The following is a 16,038-nucleotide window of genomic DNA, read 5'->3' as shown; positions in this document are numbered from 1 at the left end:
GGACGGTGGTGAGACCCGTTCGTGCCCGCGGCCGCCCGACCTGACACCTCGGGCCCCGGCAGACGACTGCCGGGGCCCGAGGTGTGCGGTGCGGGGTGGCTCAGCTCAGGCCGAGCTCCCCCTGGAACTGACCGGCCTCCAGCCGCTCCTTCACCGTGGTGAGGAAGCGGGCGGCGTCGGCGCCGTCGACGATGCGGTGGTCGTAGGACAGGGCCAGGTAGACCATCGACCGCACGGCCACGACCTCGCCGAGGTCGGCGTCCTGCACGACGACCGCGCGCTTGACCACCGAACCGGTGCCCAGGATGGCGACCTGGGGCTGGTTGATGATCGGGGTGTCGAACAGGGCGCCCCGGCTGCCGGTGTTGGTCAGCGTGAAGGTGCCGCCACCCAGCTCGTCCGGGGTGATCTTGTTCGTCCGGGTCCGCTCGGCCAGGTCGGCGATCTTGCGGGCGATCCCGGCCAGGCTGAGGTCACCGGCGTCGGCGATCACCGGCACGAGGAGACCCCGCTCGGTGTCCACTGCGACGCCCAGGTTCTCCGCGTCGTGGTAGGTGACCGTGCCGGCCTCCATGTCCAGCGAGGAGTTCACCGTCGGGTGCGCCTTGAGGGCCTCGATGGCCGCCTTGGCGAAGAACGGCAGGAAGGACAGCTTGACGCCCTCGCGGGCGGCGAAGTCGTCCTTGGCCTGGGCACGGAGCTTGGCCACCCGGGTGACGTCGACCTCGACCACGGTGGTCAGCTGGGCGCTGACCTGCAGCGACTCGACCATCCGCTTGGCGATGACGGTCCGCAGACGCGACAGCTTCTCCGTGCGACCGCGCAGGGCGGACGCAGCGGGAGCCGGGCTCCCACCGGCGGCGGGCTTGGCGGCCGCCGCCGGGGCCGCCGCGGCCGGGGCAGCGGGGGTCTCGACGGGCGCGGGCTTCTCGGCCGCGGCGAGCACGTCCTGCTTGCGGATCCGCCCACCGACGCCGGTGCCGGTCAGGGTGGACAGGTCCACGCCGTTCTCGGCAGCCAGTCGCCGGACCAGCGGCGTGACGTACGCACCGCCGCCGTCACCGGAGGGGGCCGGAGCCTGCTTGGGCGCCGCGGCCGGGGCGGAGACGGCAGCGGGGGCGCTGGCCGCCGGTGCCGGCTCGGGCTCCGGCTCGGCCTGGGTGGTCTCGGCCGAGGCCGGGGGACCGCTGTAGTCGTTGGTGCCCGAGGCGTCGGTGGCCGATGGCTGCTCGGGAGCGGCGGGCGCAGCGGGCTTCTCGGGCTCGGCCGCCGGGGCGGACTCCGACGACCCACCCGAACCGCCGATGATCGCCAGGTCGGCGCCGACGTCGACGGTCTCGTCCTCGGCGACCAGGATCTTCGTCAGCACGCCGGCGGCGGGCGAGGGGATCTCGGTGTCGACCTTGTCGGTGGAGACCTCGAGGAGGGGCTCGTCGAGCTCGACGGTGTCGCCCTCGGCCTTCAGCCAGCGGGTGACGGTGCCCTCGGTGACGCTCTCGCCCAGGGCCGGCATGGTCACCGGGGTGCCCTCACCGGACCCTACGGAGTCGCCACCGGAGGCAGCAGCCGGTGCGGCCGGTGCCGGCTCGGGATCGGCGGCGGGCTCCTCGGCCGGGGCCTCGGCAGCCGGCTCCTCGGCCGCCGGCTCGTCCGCAGCGGGCGAGCCGCCGTCCTCGCCACCGATCACCGCGAGCTCGGCGCCGACCTCGACGGTCTCGTCCTCGGCGACGACGATCTTGGTCAGCACACCGGCGGCAGGCGACGGGATCTCGGTGTCGACCTTGTCGGTCGAGACCTCGAGGAGGGGCTCGTCGACCTCGACGGTGTCACCCTCCTGCTTGAGCCAGCGGGTGACGGTGCCCTCGGTGACGCTCTCGCCCAGGGCGGGCATGGTGACGGACGTCGGCATCGAGTGCAGTTCTCCTCAGGTCAGGGGTGGGGTGGGGCAGGGTCAGCTGTGCGAGTGCAGCGGCTTGCCGGCGAGGGCCATGTGCGCCTCGCCCATGGCCTCGCTCTGCGTGGGGTGCGGGTGGATGAGGGAGGCGACCTCGTCGGGCAGGGCCTCCCAGTTGTAGATGAGCTGGGCCTCGGCCACGAGCTCACCGACCCGGGCGCCGACCATGTGCACGCCGACGACGGGGCCGTCCTTGGCGCGGACGAGCTTGACCGCGCCGGCGGTCTTGAGGATCTGGCTCTTGCCGTTGCCGCCCAGGTCGTAGGTGAGCGCCTCGACCTCGCCGTACTTCTCCTTGGCCTGGGCCTCGGTGAGACCGACCGAGGCGACCTCGGGCTCGGAGTAGGTCACGCGGGGCACACCGGCGTAGTCGATCGGGACGACGGGGAGCCCGGCCAGACGCTCGGCGACGAGGATGCCCTCGCCGAAGCCGACGTGGGCCAGCTGCAGGGTGGGGATGAGGTCACCGACCGCGGAGATCGTCGGCACGTTGGTCTGGCAGTACTCGTCGGCGAGGACGAAGCCGCGGTCCATGGCGACCCCGGCCTCCTCGTAGCCCAGGCCCTGGCTGACCGGGCCGCGGCCGACGGCGACCAGGACGATCTCGGCCTCGTAGGACTTGCCGTTCTCCAGCTCGACGCTGACGCCGTTCTCGGTGGTGGCGACCTTGGACACCCGGCTGCCCAGCGAGAAGTCGATCTTGCGGCGGCGGTAGGCGCGCTCCAGCAGCTTCGAGGAGGACTCGTCCTCGAGCGGCACCAGGTGCGGCAGGCCCTCGATGATGGTCACGTCGGCGCCGAAGGACTTCCAGACACTGGCGAACTCGCAGCCGATGACGCCGCCGCCCAGGATGATCACCGAGGCGGGGACCCGCTCGAGCTCGAGGGCCTGGTCGCTGGTGATGACCTTCGTGCCGTCGATCTCGATGCCGGGCAGGCTGCGGGCGTAGGAGCCGGTGGCCAGCAGCACGTGCTTGCCCTCGTAGGTGGTGTCCCCGACCGCCACGGCGGTGGGGGAGACGAGCTTGCCCTCGCCCTCCACGTAGGTGATCTTGCGGCTCTTGATGAGGCCCTGCAGGCCCTTGTAGAGCTTGGCGGTGACGCCGGCCTTGTAGGCGTTGACGCCGTCCATGTCGATGCCGGCGAGGGAGGTCTTGACGCCGAACTGCTCGCCCTCGCGGGCGCTGTCGGCCACCTCGGCGGAGTGCAGCAGGGCCTTGGTGGGGATGCAGCCGCGGTGCAGGCAGGTGCCGCCCACCTTGTCCTTCTCGACGAGGACGACGGAGAGGCCGAGCTCGGCGCCCCGCAGGGCGGCGGCGTACCCACCCGATCCACCACCGAGGATGACGAGGTCGGCGGTCTGGTCGGGTGCGCTCACGGGGTCTCCTCGGTGCTGGGCGGCTCGGTCGGCGACGCGCAGGTCGTGCTCGTCGGACCGGTTTCGGGCCTGTGCTCGCCCCATCCTGCCACCTGCGGGGAACGGGCGATCGGCCTGCTCCGTTGACCGGCCGGGTGCCGTGTCGGCACCCGCGACGACGACGGTGCGAGCCGGGTCGGCGCCGGGTGGGAGGAGCACGTCGGTGGGTCTCATGGACAGGCTGCGGGGCAGGCGACCGCAGAGCGGGCAGGGCCCGACGGGCGACCGCAACCGGACGCTGGACCGGGCCTCGGGGAAGGCCGACCTCGCCCACCTGGAGCAGTTCGTGGCCACCCGGCGCGGCGTGGAGGGCTTCGTCGAGCCGCGCACCGCGGTCACCGAGACCACGATCGTGCTGGTCGCGGCCGACGGCGAGTGGACCCGGCGGCGGATCGACGGCCCGGGCGTGGCCCGCAGCCTGAGCAAGGACCTCGCCGTCCCGGTGTACGACGCCCAGGTGACCGGTTACCCGCAGCGGATGCGCGACTGGAACCGCGACCACAAGCGGTGACCCCGCCCGGGGGCAGGGTCACCGCCGCGGGTCAGGCGATCAGCGCCTCGATGGTCGCCAACAACGTGCGGACCGGGACGCCGGTGCCGCCCTTGGTGGTGTAGCCCCAGGGTGAGCCGGTGTTGTAGGCCGGTCCGGCGACGTCGATGTGCGCCCAGGGCAGGCCGGCCGGGACGAACTCGGCCAGGAAGTGCCCGGCCACGAGCATCCCGCCGAGGCGGTCGGCGTTGGCGTTCACGAAGTCCGCGGTCGGGGAGTCCAGCCCGCGGCGCAGCTCGGGCGGCAGCGGCATGGCCCACATGGGCTCACCGGAGCGGACGCTCGCCGCGACGACGGCATCGCGCAGGTCGTCGCTGCCCATCACACCGGAGGTGCGGGCACCCAGCGCCACGGTCTGGGCGCCGGTGAGGGTGGAGGTCTCCAGCAGGTAGTCGGGGGAGTCCTCCGCCGCACGGGCGATGGCGTCGGCCAGGACGACGCGACCCTCGGCGTCGGTGTTGGTGATCTCGGCCTTCTTGCCGTTGCGGAAGGTGACCACGTCGGCGGGCCGGTAGGCCGAGCCCGAGGGCAGGTTCTCCGCGATCGGCACGGTGGCGGTGACGTCGACGGCCAGGCCCAGCTCGGCGACGAGGCAGACGGTGGCGATCACGGCGGCCGCACCCGCCATGTCGCTCTTCATGTCCTCCATCTTGGCGGCGGGCTTGATCGAGATGCCGCCGCTGTCGAAGGTGATGCCCTTGCCGACCAGCGCGACCGACGTGCTGGCCCGGCGGCCCTTGTAGGTCAGCCGCAGCAGGCGGGGACCGCGGGTCGACCCGCCGCCGACGGCGAGGATCCCGCCGTAGCCACCGGCGGTCAGTGCGGCCTCGTCCAGGATCTCGACCGACAGGCCGGCCTTCTTGCCGGCGGCGGCGCCGCGGGCGGCGAGCTCGGCGGGGTACAGGTCGTTGGGCGGGGTGTTGACCAGGTCGCGGGTCAGCGCGACGGCGTCGGCGACGGCGCGCACCCGGGCCAGGGCGGCCTTGGCGGCACCGGCGTCCGGGACGACGAGCTCCACCGAGGAGGGCGGGGTGGGGCGGTCGGAGGGCAGGTTCTTGTAGGTCGTGAACTCGTAGGCGCCCAGCAGCGCGCCCTCACCGACGGCGTGCAGCCGCTCGGCGTCCGGGGGGCCGCCGACGGCGGCGAGCAGGCTGACGACCGAGGCCCGGCCGACCAGCGCCCGGCTGGCAGCACCGGAGGCGCGGCGGACGGCTTCGGCCGGGTACCCGCCGTCGGCCTGCGGGGCACCGAGACCGGCGACGGCGACCACCGGGAAGGGTCCCTGACCGAAGGTGGGCAGCCGGGTGACCTCGTCCTCACCGCCCCGGGCGCCGAGGTCGGCGAGGGCGGCGAGCAGCTTGCCGCCCAGGAGCCGGTCGACGGCGTCGGCACCGGGGGTGGTCAGCAGCCCGTCGGGGCCCTTGCCGACCCCCACGACGACGGCGTCGGCGGAGAGCTTCTCGAGGGGGCGGTCGGTGGCAGAGATCGTCGGCGGCACCAGGGCAGCTTACGAGGACACCGGTGGTCGGCGACCTCGGCGATACGGTCGGGGCATGAGCCCCCTCACCTCCCCGCTGCACGACCGGCACCTCGCGGCCGGCGCGAAGCTCGCCGACTTCGGGGGCTGGTCGATGCCGATCGAGTACGCCGGCGGCGGGGTGATCAGCGAGCACACCGCGGTGCGCGAGGGCGTGGGCCTGTTCGACGTCTCGCACCTGGGCACCGGCACCGTCCGGGGACCCGGGGCAGCGGCGTTCGTCGACTCCTGCCTCACCAACGACCTGTCCCGCATCGGCCCCGGTCAGGCGCAGTACACGCTCTGCTGCCGCCCGGACGGCGAGGAGCACGCCGGCGGCGTCGTCGACGACCTGATCGTCTACTTGCACGGCCCTGACGACGTCCTGCTGGTGCCCAACGCGGCCAACGCCGCGGAGGTGCTCGCGCGGCTGGCCGCCGCGGCCCCCGCCGGGGTGACCGTGACCGACCGGCACACCGAGGTCGCCGTCCTGGCGCTGCAGGGGCCGCGGTCGGCCGAGGTGCTCGCGGCCGTCGGGCTCCCGGGCGAGCTGGACTACATGGCCTTCGCCGACACCCCGGGCCGCGACGGCGACGAGGTCACCGTCTGCAGGACCGGCTACACCGGCGAGCACGGCTACGAGCTGCTGGTCGCCGCCGAGCGGGCCGGTGCGCTCTGGGACGCGCTGCTGGCCGCCGGGGAGCCCGAGCAGATCCGGCCCTGCGGGCTGGGCTCCCGGGACACGCTGCGCACCGAGATGGGCTACCCGCTGCACGGCCACGAGCTCTCGGTGGACATCTCGCCGGTGCAGGCCCGGGCCGGTTGGGCGGTCGGCTGGAAGAAGGACGCGTTCTGGGGCCGCGAGGCGCTCACGGCAGAGCGCACCGCTGGGCCGGTCCGCCAGCTCTGGGGACTGCGGGCCCCCGGCCGGGGGATCCCCCGCCCGGGCATGGCCGTCCTGGACGCTGACGGCGCCCGGGTCGGGGAGGTCACCAGCGGCACGTTCTCCCCGACCCTGCGGGCCGGCATCGCCCTCGCGCTCCTGGACACGGCAGCCGAGCCGACGCCCGGCCTGGAGCTGGCCGTCGACGTCCGCGGGCGGACCTCACCGGTCGAGGTGGTCAAGCCCCCGTTCGTGCCGTCCCACGTGCGCTGATCAGGCGCTCCGCGCCGACTCCTTCGTCGGGACGGCGGGGTCGGGAAGCTCGTCGGCCACGGTGGCGCGGCGGTCGCCCATCGGCAGCTCGTCGCCCTTGGTCGTGTCCTGCGCCGTCTGGTGCTCGGCCTCGGCGTTGATCTCTGCGCCCAGCAGCACCAGGAAGCAGGTCAGCTGCAGCCACAGCATCAGCACGACGACCCCGGCGATCGCCCCGTACGTGGCCGAGTACGAGCCGAAGTTGCTCACGTAGAAGCTGAACGCGATCGAGACGACCACCCAGGCCACGGTGACGACCCCGGAGCCGAGGCTCACCCACCGGAACTTCGGGGCGTCGCGGTCGGGGGCCACGCGGTACAGGATCGACAGCGCGCCGGCCATCAGCCCGAGCAGCAGCACCCACCGCAGGACCTGCGCCAGGACCGTGCCCACGATGCCCAGCGGCAGCGCGTCCAGCACGATCGGGGTGACGGCGACCAGGGTCAGCGTCAGCAGCACGAAGACGATGGCGCCGAAGGTGAGCAGCAGGGCCAGGGCGCGCAGCTTGATCGCGTTGCGCGTCTCCACCTCGTCGTAGGCCAGGTTCACCGCGGTGATCAGGTTGTTCACCCCACCCGACGCCGAGAACAGCGCGGCCAGGATCGAGATCACCAGGCTCACCGACAGCGCCCCGGTGCCGGCTTCGGCCACCGAGCTCAGCTGGTCGTTGATGATCGTGAGGACCTCTTGCGGCACCGTGCCCCGGAGACCGTCCACCTGCTCCTGCACCGTGGCGGGCGAGGCCACCAGGCCGTAGAGCGAGATGGCGGCGATCAGCGTCGGGAAGATCGCCAGGAAGCCGAAGAAGGCCACGCCGCCGCCGATGATCGGCATGTTGTCGGCCTTGTTCTCCGCCCACGCCCGCTTCAGGATCTGCTTCCACCCCCGGGCCGGGATGTCGGTCGGCTTCTCGGCTCCCACACCGGGCAGACGGGCGTCCTCCGCCGCCGGCCCGGGCCGGGACGACGGCGAGTCGCCGCCGGGTCGGGCGGGGGAGTCCTCACCGGACTCCCGGGCGGCCGCGGCGGCCCGCCGGGCGGCCTTCTCCGCCACCCGCTCGCGGATGCGGTCCACGGCGCTGTCGGGCCGTCGGGTGTCGACCATGTCGTCGTGTCTCCTGGGGTGTGGGGCGTGCGGGGTGGGCGGGGTGGCTCAGCGCCGGGAACGCCAGACGACGATCCCGACGATCGAGGCCACCAGGGCGACCGCCACGCCGATGACGACCGGCGGGTTCTCGCGGTAGGTCTCCACGGCGGTGTCCCGGGCCTGGAAGGCGGACTCCTTGGCGCGTGAGGGGACGTCGAGCCGGTGGCTGAGCTCGTCCACGGTCGCCGCGAGCTGCTCCCGGGTCGCCTCGATGTCGGCCCTGATCTCGTCCGGGTCGGACGGGTCGAGTGCGGAGCCGTCGTGCGGGGTGGCGGTGGGTCCGGTCATCGGGCTGCGCTCTCCTTCACGGTGGCCACGTCGGCCTTGAGGCTCTCGATCGTCTCGGTGGGCAGCGGGGGCGCGGCCTGCGAGACGTCCTTCTTGCCGATCAGGCCGAGGACGGCGGCGATCAGGAACAGCACGACGGCCACGAGGAGCCCGGCCAGCCACCCGGGGATGACGTTCGCCAGGCCGAGGATGCCGGCGGTGATCAGGGCGTTGAGGCCGAGCAGGGCGAGCACTCCGGCACCGCCGAAGAGCCCGACGCCGAGGCCGAGCTTCTTGGCCTTGCCCTTGACCTCGGCCTGGGCCAGCCGGACCTCGTCGCGGACGAGACGGGTCACCAGCTCGGGGAGTTCACCCACCAGTTGGCCGGTCGAGGCCTTCGCGGGGTCGAGCGGCACGTCGGCGCGGTGTGCGCCGTCGGCCACGGGGGACGTGCTCATGGGTGCTCCCGGGTACGCGTGGACAACAGATCGAAGGCGTCCCATGCCCCGGGGGGCGGGGGCTGAACCCCAGGACGCGCGCGGCGTGCTGCACCCCACCTAGGGTGCGGCCATGACCTCACCGTCGATCTGGACCTGGCGCCTGTTCGACCCGGCAGGAGAGACCCTCGACCCCGCCGAGGTGGGCGTGGTGCTGCCCGTCGAGGACGCGCAGTCCGAGGCGGAGTCCTGGCTGGGGGAGCACTGGCGGGAGCTGCTGGAGCGCGGTGTCGCCACCGCGAGCCTGCTGCAGGACGACGAGGTCGTCTACGGCCCGATGGGCCTGGCCGCCAGCTGAGGTCGGGGGCGCCCGCGGGCGCCCCCGACCCGGTCAGCCCCGGCTCGTCTTGCCCGGGTCGCGCTCGACGACGTCGCCGAGCGCGTCGTCGATGCGGGTCATCAGCTCGGTGGGGATCTGCACCCCGGCGGCCTTGACGTTGTCGTGCACCTGCTCGGGTCGGGTTGCCCCGATGATGGCTGCGGCCACGTTGCCGTTCTGCAGCACCCAGGCCAGCGCGAGCTGGGCCATCGTGAGGTCGAGCTCCTCGGCGATCGGGCGCAGCTGCTGCACCCGGGTGAGCACGTCGTCGGTCAGGTACTGCTTCATCGACCCGCCCGCGGTGGGGTGGCCCCCGCGGCTGTCGGCCGGCGGGGCCTGACCGGGCTGGTACTTGCCGGTGAGCGCGCCCTGGGCCAGGGGCGACCAGACGATCTGGGACAGCCCCTCCTGCTCCGACGTCGGCACGACCTCGCCCTCGATGACCCGCCACAGCATCGAGTACTGCGGCTGGTTGCTGATCAGCTGGATGCCGAGGTCACGGGCGAGCGCAGCACCGGCCGCGATCTCCTCGGCCCGCCACTCCGAGACCCCGACGTAGAGCACCTTGCCGGCCCGGACCAGGTCGGCGAAGGCGGTCATCGTCTCCTCCAGCGGCACCGTGGCGTCGTAGCGGTGGGCCTGGTAGAGGTCGATGTGGTCGGTCTGCAGCCGCTCGAGCGAGGCGTGGCAGCTCTCGATGACGTGCTTGCGGGAGAGCCCGCGGTCGTTGGCCCCGGGGCCGGTGGGCCAGTAGACCTTGGTGAAGACCTCCAGGCCCTCCCGGCGCTGGCCCTTCAGCGCGCGGCCGAGCACGGACTCGGCCTTGGTGCCGGCGTAGACGTCGGCGGTGTCGAAGGTGGTGATCCCGGCGTCGAGGGCGGCGTGCACGCAGGCGTGCGCCGCGTCCTCCTCGACCTGGCTGCCGTGGGTGAGCCAGTTGCCGTACGCGAGTTCGGTGATGTTCAGGCCGGAACGGCCCAGGCGACGTGTGTCCACGTCGCCCGACGTTAGACCTCGGCGCCGAGCTGCACCTGGGGCTTGGGGAAGCGCCAGCGGCGGACCATCGTGGCGCGGCTGATGCCGTACCAGATGAGGCCCTTGGTCTTGGTGACGGCCGGGAAGCGCTCGGCCAGCTTCTTCTTGATCTTGCGTCCCAGGACGACGGAGTCCGCGATGATCAGCAGGAAGAACGCGAACCAGATGTAGACGGTGTAGCTCTGCACGGCGGTGTTGGGGATGAAGTAGCCCACCAGCACCAGCGCCGCCACGATGAGGAAGAGGCTCCCGGCGTTGCGCCGGGCGTCCACCAGATCGCGGACCAGGCGCTTCTCCGGGCCGCGGTCACGGACCGGCAGCGCGCTCTCGTCACCACGGGCGGCGGCCTCACGGGCGGACCCGCGGTTGGCCGCGTTCTGCTCGCGCTGGCGCTTGTAGGCCTCTTTCCGCGTGGTCGGCGGCGGGGGCGGCGGGCCGGGACGGCGCCCCTGGGCCTCACTGCGGCGCGGCGTGGGCCGGCCCTTGCCGACCGCGGTCAGCTGCTGGGCGGTCAGGTCGGTGGCGGCGTCCGGCGTCGACTCGTCGTCGCGGCGGCGGCCGGGCAGGCGGAGCTTCACGGGTGGGAGTCTACGGGGCCGGATCGGCCCTCCGGGCCAGCTCGTCGACCCGACCGACACCGGAACCGACCTCTGGACGCCTACAGTGGGAAGCAGCTCCGCCACGGCGGTGTTGGTCGTACCGGGAGCGTCTGGTGCGACACCGGTGCACCAGCACCTCGATGTGGGAGGACAGAACATGACCGTGCAGGACACCACGACCCTGGACGCTGGTACCCCCGGCGCCACGGGCGTCAGCCTCAGCGACACCGCAGCCGGCAAGGTCAAGGCCCTGCTGGACCAGGAGGGCCGGGACGACCTGCGCCTGCGCATCGCCGTGCAGCCGGGTGGTTGCTCCGGTCTGCGGTACCAGCTCTTCTTCGACGAGCGCTACCTCGACGGCGACCAGACCCACGAGTTCGGTGGCGTCGAGGTCATCGTCGACCGCATGAGCGGCCCCTACCTCGGCGGCGCGACGATCGACTTCGTCGACACCATCGAGAAGCAGGGCTTCACGATCGACAACCCCAACGCCGGCAGCTCCTGCGCCTGCGGGGACTCGTTCTCCTGAGGAAGGACCTCTCCGCCCCCCACGACGTGCTCCGCACGCCGCGGGACCCTGCGGAGGGGCCGTTCCAGCACTGACGTCACGAGGCCCGGTTCCCCCAGGGGGGCCGGGCCTCGTCGCGTCTCAGAGCCGGACGGGGTACACGGTCTCCGGGACGTCGACGACGATCCGCTCCTCCACGAAGATCCCGTGCCAGACCATGAAGACCAGCACCTCCCACAGCTGACGCGCCGTCCGCTTGCTGGGCACCTCGGCGGTGCGCAGCGAGGTGAGCAGCTCGGCGACGCGGGCCCGGTCCAGCCACTGGTCGGTCTGGCTCTCGGCCACGATCTGGTGCGCCCACTCGTGCAGCGGGCCGGCGAGGAACTCCGCCGTCGGCACCGGGAACCCGAGCTTGCGGCGGTGCAGGATCGCCGGCGGCACGATCTGCTCCATCGCCCGGCGCAGTGCGTACTTGGTGGCGTCGGACCCCCGGGGCACCCGCTGGTCCAGCGGGATGGTCCGGGCCAGGTCGAACACCTCGGTGTCCAGGAACGGGACCCGCAGCTCGAGGCTGTTGGCCATGGTGATCTTGTCGGCCTTGACCAGGATGTCCCCGCGCAGCCAGGTGAAGAGGTCCACGTACTGCATGGCGGTCACGTCGTCGTACCCGGCCTCCCGCGCCTGGCGGTAGAGGTCCTCGGTCACCTGGACGTGCGAGACGTCGGCGTCGTGACCGCGCAGCACGCGGGCCAGCTCGGCGCCGGAGAAGTTGCGGGCGTTGCCGTAGTACCGCTCCTCGAGCGGGATCGAGGCGCGGCGGAGCAGGTCCTTGCCCCGCATGCCCTCGGGCAGCCGGCCCGACAGTGCGGCCATCGCCCGCTTGCCCACCCGGGGCACCCGCTCGGCCCAGGCCAGGCTCAGCGGCTCGCGGTAGATCGTGTACCCGCCGAACAGCTCGTCGGCGCCCTCGCCGGACAGGACCACCTTGACGTGCTTGCGGGCCTCCCGGGCCACGAAGTACAGCGGCACGAGCGCGGGGTCGGCGACCGGGTCGTCGAGGTACCAGACCACCTCGGGGATCGCTGCGGCGAACTGCTCGGCGGTGATGACGACCGGCACGTGCGCGACGCCCAGGTGTGCGGCGGACTCCGCGGCGATGTCGACCTCGGAGGTGGCCTCCCGCTCGAAGCCGACGGTGAACGTCATCAGGTCCGGGTTGTACCGGTGGGCCAGCGCGGCGATGGCCGTTGAGTCGATGCCACTGGACAGGAACGACCCGACGGTGACGTCGGCCCGCATGTGCTTGGCGACGGACTCGTCGAGGGTGGCGGCGATCCGGTCGTAGAGGTCCTGCTCGCCACCCGCCGGCACCGGCCGGGGGGTGAAGGCGGGGTGGAAGTACCGCTCGGTGGCCAGCTCGCCGCCGACGACGGTGAACCGCGTCCCGCTCTCGATCCGTCGGATGCCGCGGTGCAGCGTCGCGGGCTCGGGGACGTACTGCAGGGTCAGGTAGTGCTGCAGGGACGCCGGGTCCACGCCGCCGGCGCCCTCGGAGCCGCCGAGCAGCTCGAGCACGGCCTTCTTCTCGCTGCTGAAGACCAGGCCGCCGTCGGCCAGCCGGGCGGTGAACAGCGGCTTGATGCCGAAGGGGTCCCGGGCGCCGAAGGCCGTGCGGGTCTCGGTGTCCCAGATGACGAAGGCGAACATGCCGCGCAGCCGGGAGACGACGTCGGGGCCCCAGTGGTGGAACCCAGCGACGATGGCCTCGGTGTCGCCCTGGGTGGCGAACTCCGCACCCAGCGCGGCCAGCTCCTCGCGCAGCTCAAGGTAGTTGTAGATCTCCCCGTTGAACAGGATCCGGTAGCGACCGCCGGCGTAGGGGAGGGGCTGGGGGCTGCCGTCCACGTCGATGATCGACAGCCGGTTGAAGCCGAGGACGGCGTTCCCGTCATCCCAGACGGCGGTGTCGTCGGGTCCGCGGTGGTGCAGGCAGTGCAGCGCGTGCCGCACCCCGCCCACGGTGGACTCGGTGACCCGTTCGGCGTCGGTGGACAGGTAGGCGAGCAGGCCGCACATCAGGCGCAGGTCTCCGGGTGGTCGGCGGTGCGCCCCTCGCAGGGGGCGCGGGTCAGATGGGCTGGCCGGCGCGGACGCGGGCGGTGACCCGGCGCTCGGCCCAGAAGGACAGCAGGGGGACGACACCGGCCAGCAGCACGAGCAGCGTGCCCTTGGCGGTGAACCGGGCCCGCAGCGCCAGGTCGAACGCGGCGACCAGGTAGACGATGAAGAGGAAGCCGTGGATCGGGGACACGACCATCGACACCTCGGGGATGCCGAAGCCGTAGCGCAGCGGGATGGCGATCACGACGAGGACCAGCAGCATCACGCCGACCACGTAGGCCATGACCTGGTACCGCTTGAGGGCGCCGGGGATCTTCGCCTCGTCCCGCCGGGGGGCCCGTGGGGACGACGTCTCAGCTGCCACTTCGACCTCGCAGTGCGCGCTCGTTGAGCTCGGCGAGGTAGGCGTTGTAGGCCGCCATCTCCGGGTCGCCGGTGGTGTCGATGCGCGGTCGCTGGTAGAGCACGACCTCGTTGCCCGGCTCGTCGGCGTCGGGGTCACGGGCCAGCTCGTCCCGGACCATCTTCGAGTAGAACCACAGGCCCATGAAGCCGTAGAGCGGCCACTGCAGGGCGTAGCTCCAGTTCACGGCGCCGCCGCCGTTCTCGGCCTTGCTGAGCTGCCAGTAGCCGAGGAAGAAGGTGGCCACGAAGAGCGCGGCCACCAGCAGGTGCAGCAGCACCCACCTGGGGGTCAACAACCGGGGGAGCACGCCCCCGACTGTAACCGTCACCGTCCTGTGACCGGGCCGCCCCGACCGGTCGCGAGGTGGTCGGCCGGGTGGTTCTCGACACCCCGGCCACCCGCCCTCCGACCAGGGCTCGCCGCGCGAGTGCACTCGGCTACGCTCGCCCCAGACTGTGATCGGAGTGGGACGGACCTGTCGGGACACCGAGGGGCCACCACGTGCCGGACCGCCGGGCGCACGCCCGGTGGAGGAACAAGGAGGCAGCGGGCAGTGGCTCGACAGAGCAAGCTCGCGCGGGGAGCCGCGCTCGGCGTCCTGGCGCTGCTCACCCTCACCGGGTGCGACCTGAACAACGAGTTCTGGCGGTTCGGCTGGCCCGAGGGCATCACCGACCAGGCCCAGGACATGCGTCAGCTGTGGACCGGTTCGGTCATCGCTGCGCTCGTCGTCGGCATCGCCGTGTGGGCGCTGATCTTCTGGTCGGTCGTCCGGCACCGCAAGCGCGGTGAGGAACTGCCCAAGCAGACCGCCTACAACCTGCCGCTGGAGATCGTCTACACGATCATCCCGTTCGTCATCATCGCGGTGCTGTTCTTCTACACCGTGGTCGTTCAGAACCGGGTCCAGGAGCGCAGCGACAACCCCGACGTGACGATCGCGGTGAACGCGTTCAAGTGGAACTGGCAGTTCGTCTACCCGGAGACCACCGAGTCCAACGGGGGGACGCCGGTCAGCACCGTCGGCTCCAGCACCGAGATCCCGATCCTCGTGGTCCCCACCGACCAGACGATCCGCTTCGAGGTCGCCTCGGCCGACGTCATCCACTCGTTCTGGGTGCCGGAGTTCCTCTTCAAGCTCGACGTGATCCCGGGCAACGAGAACGGCCGCGACAACGTCTTCGAGGTGACCGTCCGCGAGGAGGGTGCCTTCGTGGGCCGTTGTGCCGAGCTCTGCGGGACCTACCACGCGAACATGAACTTCGAGGTCCGCGCCGTCTCCGGTGAGGACTACGACGCCTACCTCGCTGCCCGCGAGGACGGCCTGTCCACCTACGACGCGCTGGAGAGCATCGGCCAGCCCGGTGCCGCCACCACGACCGAGCCCTTCGACCAGCTGACGGAGTCCCAGCAGCTGGACGCGGCAGGCAGCAACTGACGTGACGACGACCCAGCAGCAGGAGGTCCGGCCGTGAAGGTCGAAGCGCTCATCTTCAACGTCATCGCGGCGTTCTGCATCGTGGCCGCCGTGGTCTACGGGATCTGGTCGCGGGAGCCGATCGGCACCACCGCACTGGCTCTCTCGGCCGGTCTGATGGGCCTCATCGGCGGGTTCTTCTGGTTCGTCGCCCGCCGCATCGACGCTCGCCCCGAGGACCGCAAGGACGCCGAGATCGCCGACGGCGCCGGCGAGCTGGGCTTCTTCTCCCCGGGCAGCTACTGGCCCTTCGGCCTGGCCCTCTCGGCCGCTCTCATGGGTCTGGCCCTGGCGTTCTTCTACGTCTGGCTGATCCTGCTGGCTGCTGCCGCGCTGCTGATCACCATCGGCGGGCTGCTCTTCGAGTACTACACGGGTCAGAACGCCACGACCTGATCCCACCTGCTCGGTCCCCAGGGCCCCTCCCGCCAGCGCGGGAGGGGCCCTGGGGCGTTCCTGGGCCCCTCCCGGTTCCCTCCGGCCATGTCGGGGACGTCCACCTGAGGCGGGCCGGCTGAGGGGGCATCCCCCCAGGCCCGCCATGGCGGGGATGCCGTGGGTACCGGGCGTGCCCACGGGACCCACGCAGGCGCCACGTCCGGGTCTCCTGGGTCGACCCGCGGGAGGCCCACACGGGTCGGGCCTGGATGACGACCGTGGCTGCCTCTGGGATTCGCGCCCCCGGTTGCCTCCACAGCGGCGCTGCCCGTGCGTCAGGACCGGAGGCGCTCCGTTCGAGCCTTCCTGGGCATCCCCGAGGACGGGGTGATCCAGCCTGCCGCCGCCGGTCGGCGTCTGCAGGCGGTCGTACAGACGCGTCTCGTGGCCCGCCGCGACCGGGGGGAGGTGCTCGGGCCCCGGTTGCGCCATCGCGCCCGCTCAGGCGCCCTGTCCGGGTCTCCTGGGCGCGATCGAGCCGCTGGACCCAGACCCCGGCCTCGATCGAGCCCCGGTGGGTCCTCGACTGGATCGTGCAGCCGGCTCACGCCCGCCGGGGCGGGGTCGGTCGACGGGCCCCCGGGGGCACGCCCG

General features: G+C 72.5%; 17 protein-coding genes. 6 read left to right on the top strand and 11 right to left on the bottom strand.

What is annotated here, in order from left to right:
• Positions 1-100: 100 nt before the first annotated feature.
• Complete coding sequence (gene sucB / locus ASG36_RS01765; protein WP_055758656.1) at positions 101-1,909, bottom strand: 2-oxoglutarate dehydrogenase, E2 component, dihydrolipoamide succinyltransferase; 1,809 nt, start codon at positions 1,907-1,909, stop codon at positions 101-103.
• A 42-nt stretch (positions 1,910-1,951) separates the two neighbouring features.
• On the bottom strand, positions 1,952-3,331 hold the full coding sequence (gene lpdA / locus ASG36_RS01760) for a dihydrolipoyl dehydrogenase (protein ID WP_055758652.1): 1,380 nt from the start codon (positions 3,329-3,331) through the stop codon (positions 1,952-1,954).
• A gap of 211 nt (positions 3,332-3,542) precedes the next feature.
• Between lpdA and ASG36_RS01755 the strand changes: the two genes are divergently transcribed.
• Entirely contained in the window at positions 3,543-3,881 is a 339-nt protein-coding gene (locus ASG36_RS01755) for an oxidoreductase (RefSeq protein ID WP_235494476.1), read from the top strand.
• 31 nt (positions 3,882-3,912) lie between these two features.
• Here the strand turns inward: ASG36_RS01755 and ASG36_RS01750 are convergent, their stop codons facing one another.
• Positions 3,913-5,418: a leucyl aminopeptidase gene (locus ASG36_RS01750; RefSeq protein WP_055758649.1), complete on the bottom strand. Its 1,506-nt coding sequence runs from the start codon at positions 5,416-5,418 to the stop codon at positions 3,913-3,915.
• A 55-nt stretch (positions 5,419-5,473) separates the two neighbouring features.
• Between ASG36_RS01750 and gcvT the strand changes: the two genes are divergently transcribed.
• Positions 5,474-6,592, top strand: coding sequence for a glycine cleavage system aminomethyltransferase GcvT (gene gcvT / locus ASG36_RS01745; protein ID WP_055758645.1), 1,119 nt, complete (start codon positions 5,474-5,476; stop codon positions 6,590-6,592).
• Here gcvT and ASG36_RS01740 read toward each other — a convergent pair whose 3' ends face one another.
• The 3 genes from ASG36_RS01740 to ASG36_RS01730 are packed head-to-tail and all read right to left on the bottom strand — an operon-like array spanning position 6,593 to position 8,502.
• Positions 6,593-7,735: a YihY/virulence factor BrkB family protein gene (locus ASG36_RS01740; RefSeq protein ID WP_055758642.1), complete on the bottom strand. Its 1,143-nt coding sequence runs from the start codon at positions 7,733-7,735 to the stop codon at positions 6,593-6,595. It abuts the gene before it with no gap.
• A 48-nt stretch (positions 7,736-7,783) separates the two neighbouring features.
• On the bottom strand, positions 7,784-8,065 hold the full coding sequence (locus tag ASG36_RS01735) for a DUF3618 domain-containing protein (RefSeq protein ID WP_055758639.1): 282 nt from the start codon (positions 8,063-8,065) through the stop codon (positions 7,784-7,786).
• On the bottom strand, positions 8,062-8,502 hold the full coding sequence (locus ASG36_RS01730; RefSeq protein WP_157498506.1) for a phage holin family protein: 441 nt from the start codon (positions 8,500-8,502) through the stop codon (positions 8,062-8,064). The genes ASG36_RS01735 and ASG36_RS01730 overlap by 4 nt, the downstream gene beginning before the upstream one ends.
• 112 nt (positions 8,503-8,614) lie before the next feature.
• Here ASG36_RS01730 and ASG36_RS01725 point away from each other — a divergent pair, with 112 nt between their 5' ends.
• Complete coding sequence (locus ASG36_RS01725; RefSeq protein WP_055758636.1) at positions 8,615-8,839, top strand: hypothetical protein; 225 nt, start codon at positions 8,615-8,617, stop codon at positions 8,837-8,839.
• A gap of 33 nt (positions 8,840-8,872) precedes the next feature.
• Here ASG36_RS01725 and ASG36_RS01720 read toward each other — a convergent pair whose 3' ends face one another.
• Entirely contained in the window at positions 8,873-9,856 is a 984-nt protein-coding gene (locus tag ASG36_RS01720) for an aldo/keto reductase family protein (protein WP_055758633.1), read from the bottom strand.
• An 11-nt stretch (positions 9,857-9,867) separates the two neighbouring features.
• Positions 9,868-10,473: a DUF3043 domain-containing protein gene (locus ASG36_RS01715; RefSeq protein ID WP_055758629.1), complete on the bottom strand. Its 606-nt coding sequence runs from the start codon at positions 10,471-10,473 to the stop codon at positions 9,868-9,870.
• Between the two features lie 178 nt (positions 10,474-10,651).
• Between ASG36_RS01715 and ASG36_RS01710 the strand changes: the two genes are divergently transcribed.
• Positions 10,652-11,023, top strand: a complete 372-nt coding sequence (locus tag ASG36_RS01710) for an iron-sulfur cluster assembly accessory protein (RefSeq protein WP_055758626.1) — start codon at positions 10,652-10,654, stop codon at positions 11,021-11,023.
• 120 nt (positions 11,024-11,143) lie between these two features.
• Here ASG36_RS01710 and asnB read toward each other — a convergent pair whose 3' ends face one another.
• The 3 genes from asnB to ASG36_RS01695 are packed head-to-tail and all read right to left on the bottom strand — an operon-like array spanning position 11,144 to position 13,836.
• Positions 11,144-13,078, bottom strand: a complete 1,935-nt coding sequence (gene asnB, locus ASG36_RS01705; protein ID WP_055758623.1) for an asparagine synthase (glutamine-hydrolyzing) — start codon at positions 13,076-13,078, stop codon at positions 11,144-11,146.
• A gap of 52 nt (positions 13,079-13,130) precedes the next feature.
• Positions 13,131-13,487, bottom strand: a complete 357-nt coding sequence (locus tag ASG36_RS01700) for a DUF3817 domain-containing protein (RefSeq protein ID WP_235494475.1) — start codon at positions 13,485-13,487, stop codon at positions 13,131-13,133.
• On the bottom strand, positions 13,477-13,836 hold the full coding sequence (locus ASG36_RS01695; RefSeq protein WP_157498504.1) for a metalloprotease: 360 nt from the start codon (positions 13,834-13,836) through the stop codon (positions 13,477-13,479). Before ASG36_RS01695 ends, ASG36_RS01700 begins: the two co-directional genes overlap by 11 nt.
• Positions 13,837-14,082: 246 nt before the next feature.
• Here ASG36_RS01695 and coxB point away from each other — a divergent pair, with 246 nt between their 5' ends.
• Positions 14,083-14,967, top strand: a complete 885-nt coding sequence (gene coxB, locus ASG36_RS01690; protein ID WP_082522714.1) for a cytochrome c oxidase subunit II — start codon at positions 14,083-14,085, stop codon at positions 14,965-14,967.
• Positions 14,968-15,000: 33 nt separating this feature from the next.
• Positions 15,001-15,402 carry a cytochrome c oxidase subunit 4 gene (locus ASG36_RS01685; RefSeq protein ID WP_055758618.1) on the top strand — a complete coding sequence of 134 codons (402 nt, stop codon included), beginning with the start codon at positions 15,001-15,003 and terminating at the stop codon, positions 15,400-15,402.
• Positions 15,403-16,038: the final 636 nt, after the last annotated feature.

Origin of the sequence: Geodermatophilus sp. Leaf369 (genome assembly GCF_001424455.1) — a bacterium.
GTDB lineage: Bacteria > Actinomycetota > Actinomycetes > Mycobacteriales > Geodermatophilaceae > Klenkia.
Note: the sequence above shows the minus strand (reverse complement) of the source record. Positions and strands in the feature narration are given on the sequence as shown.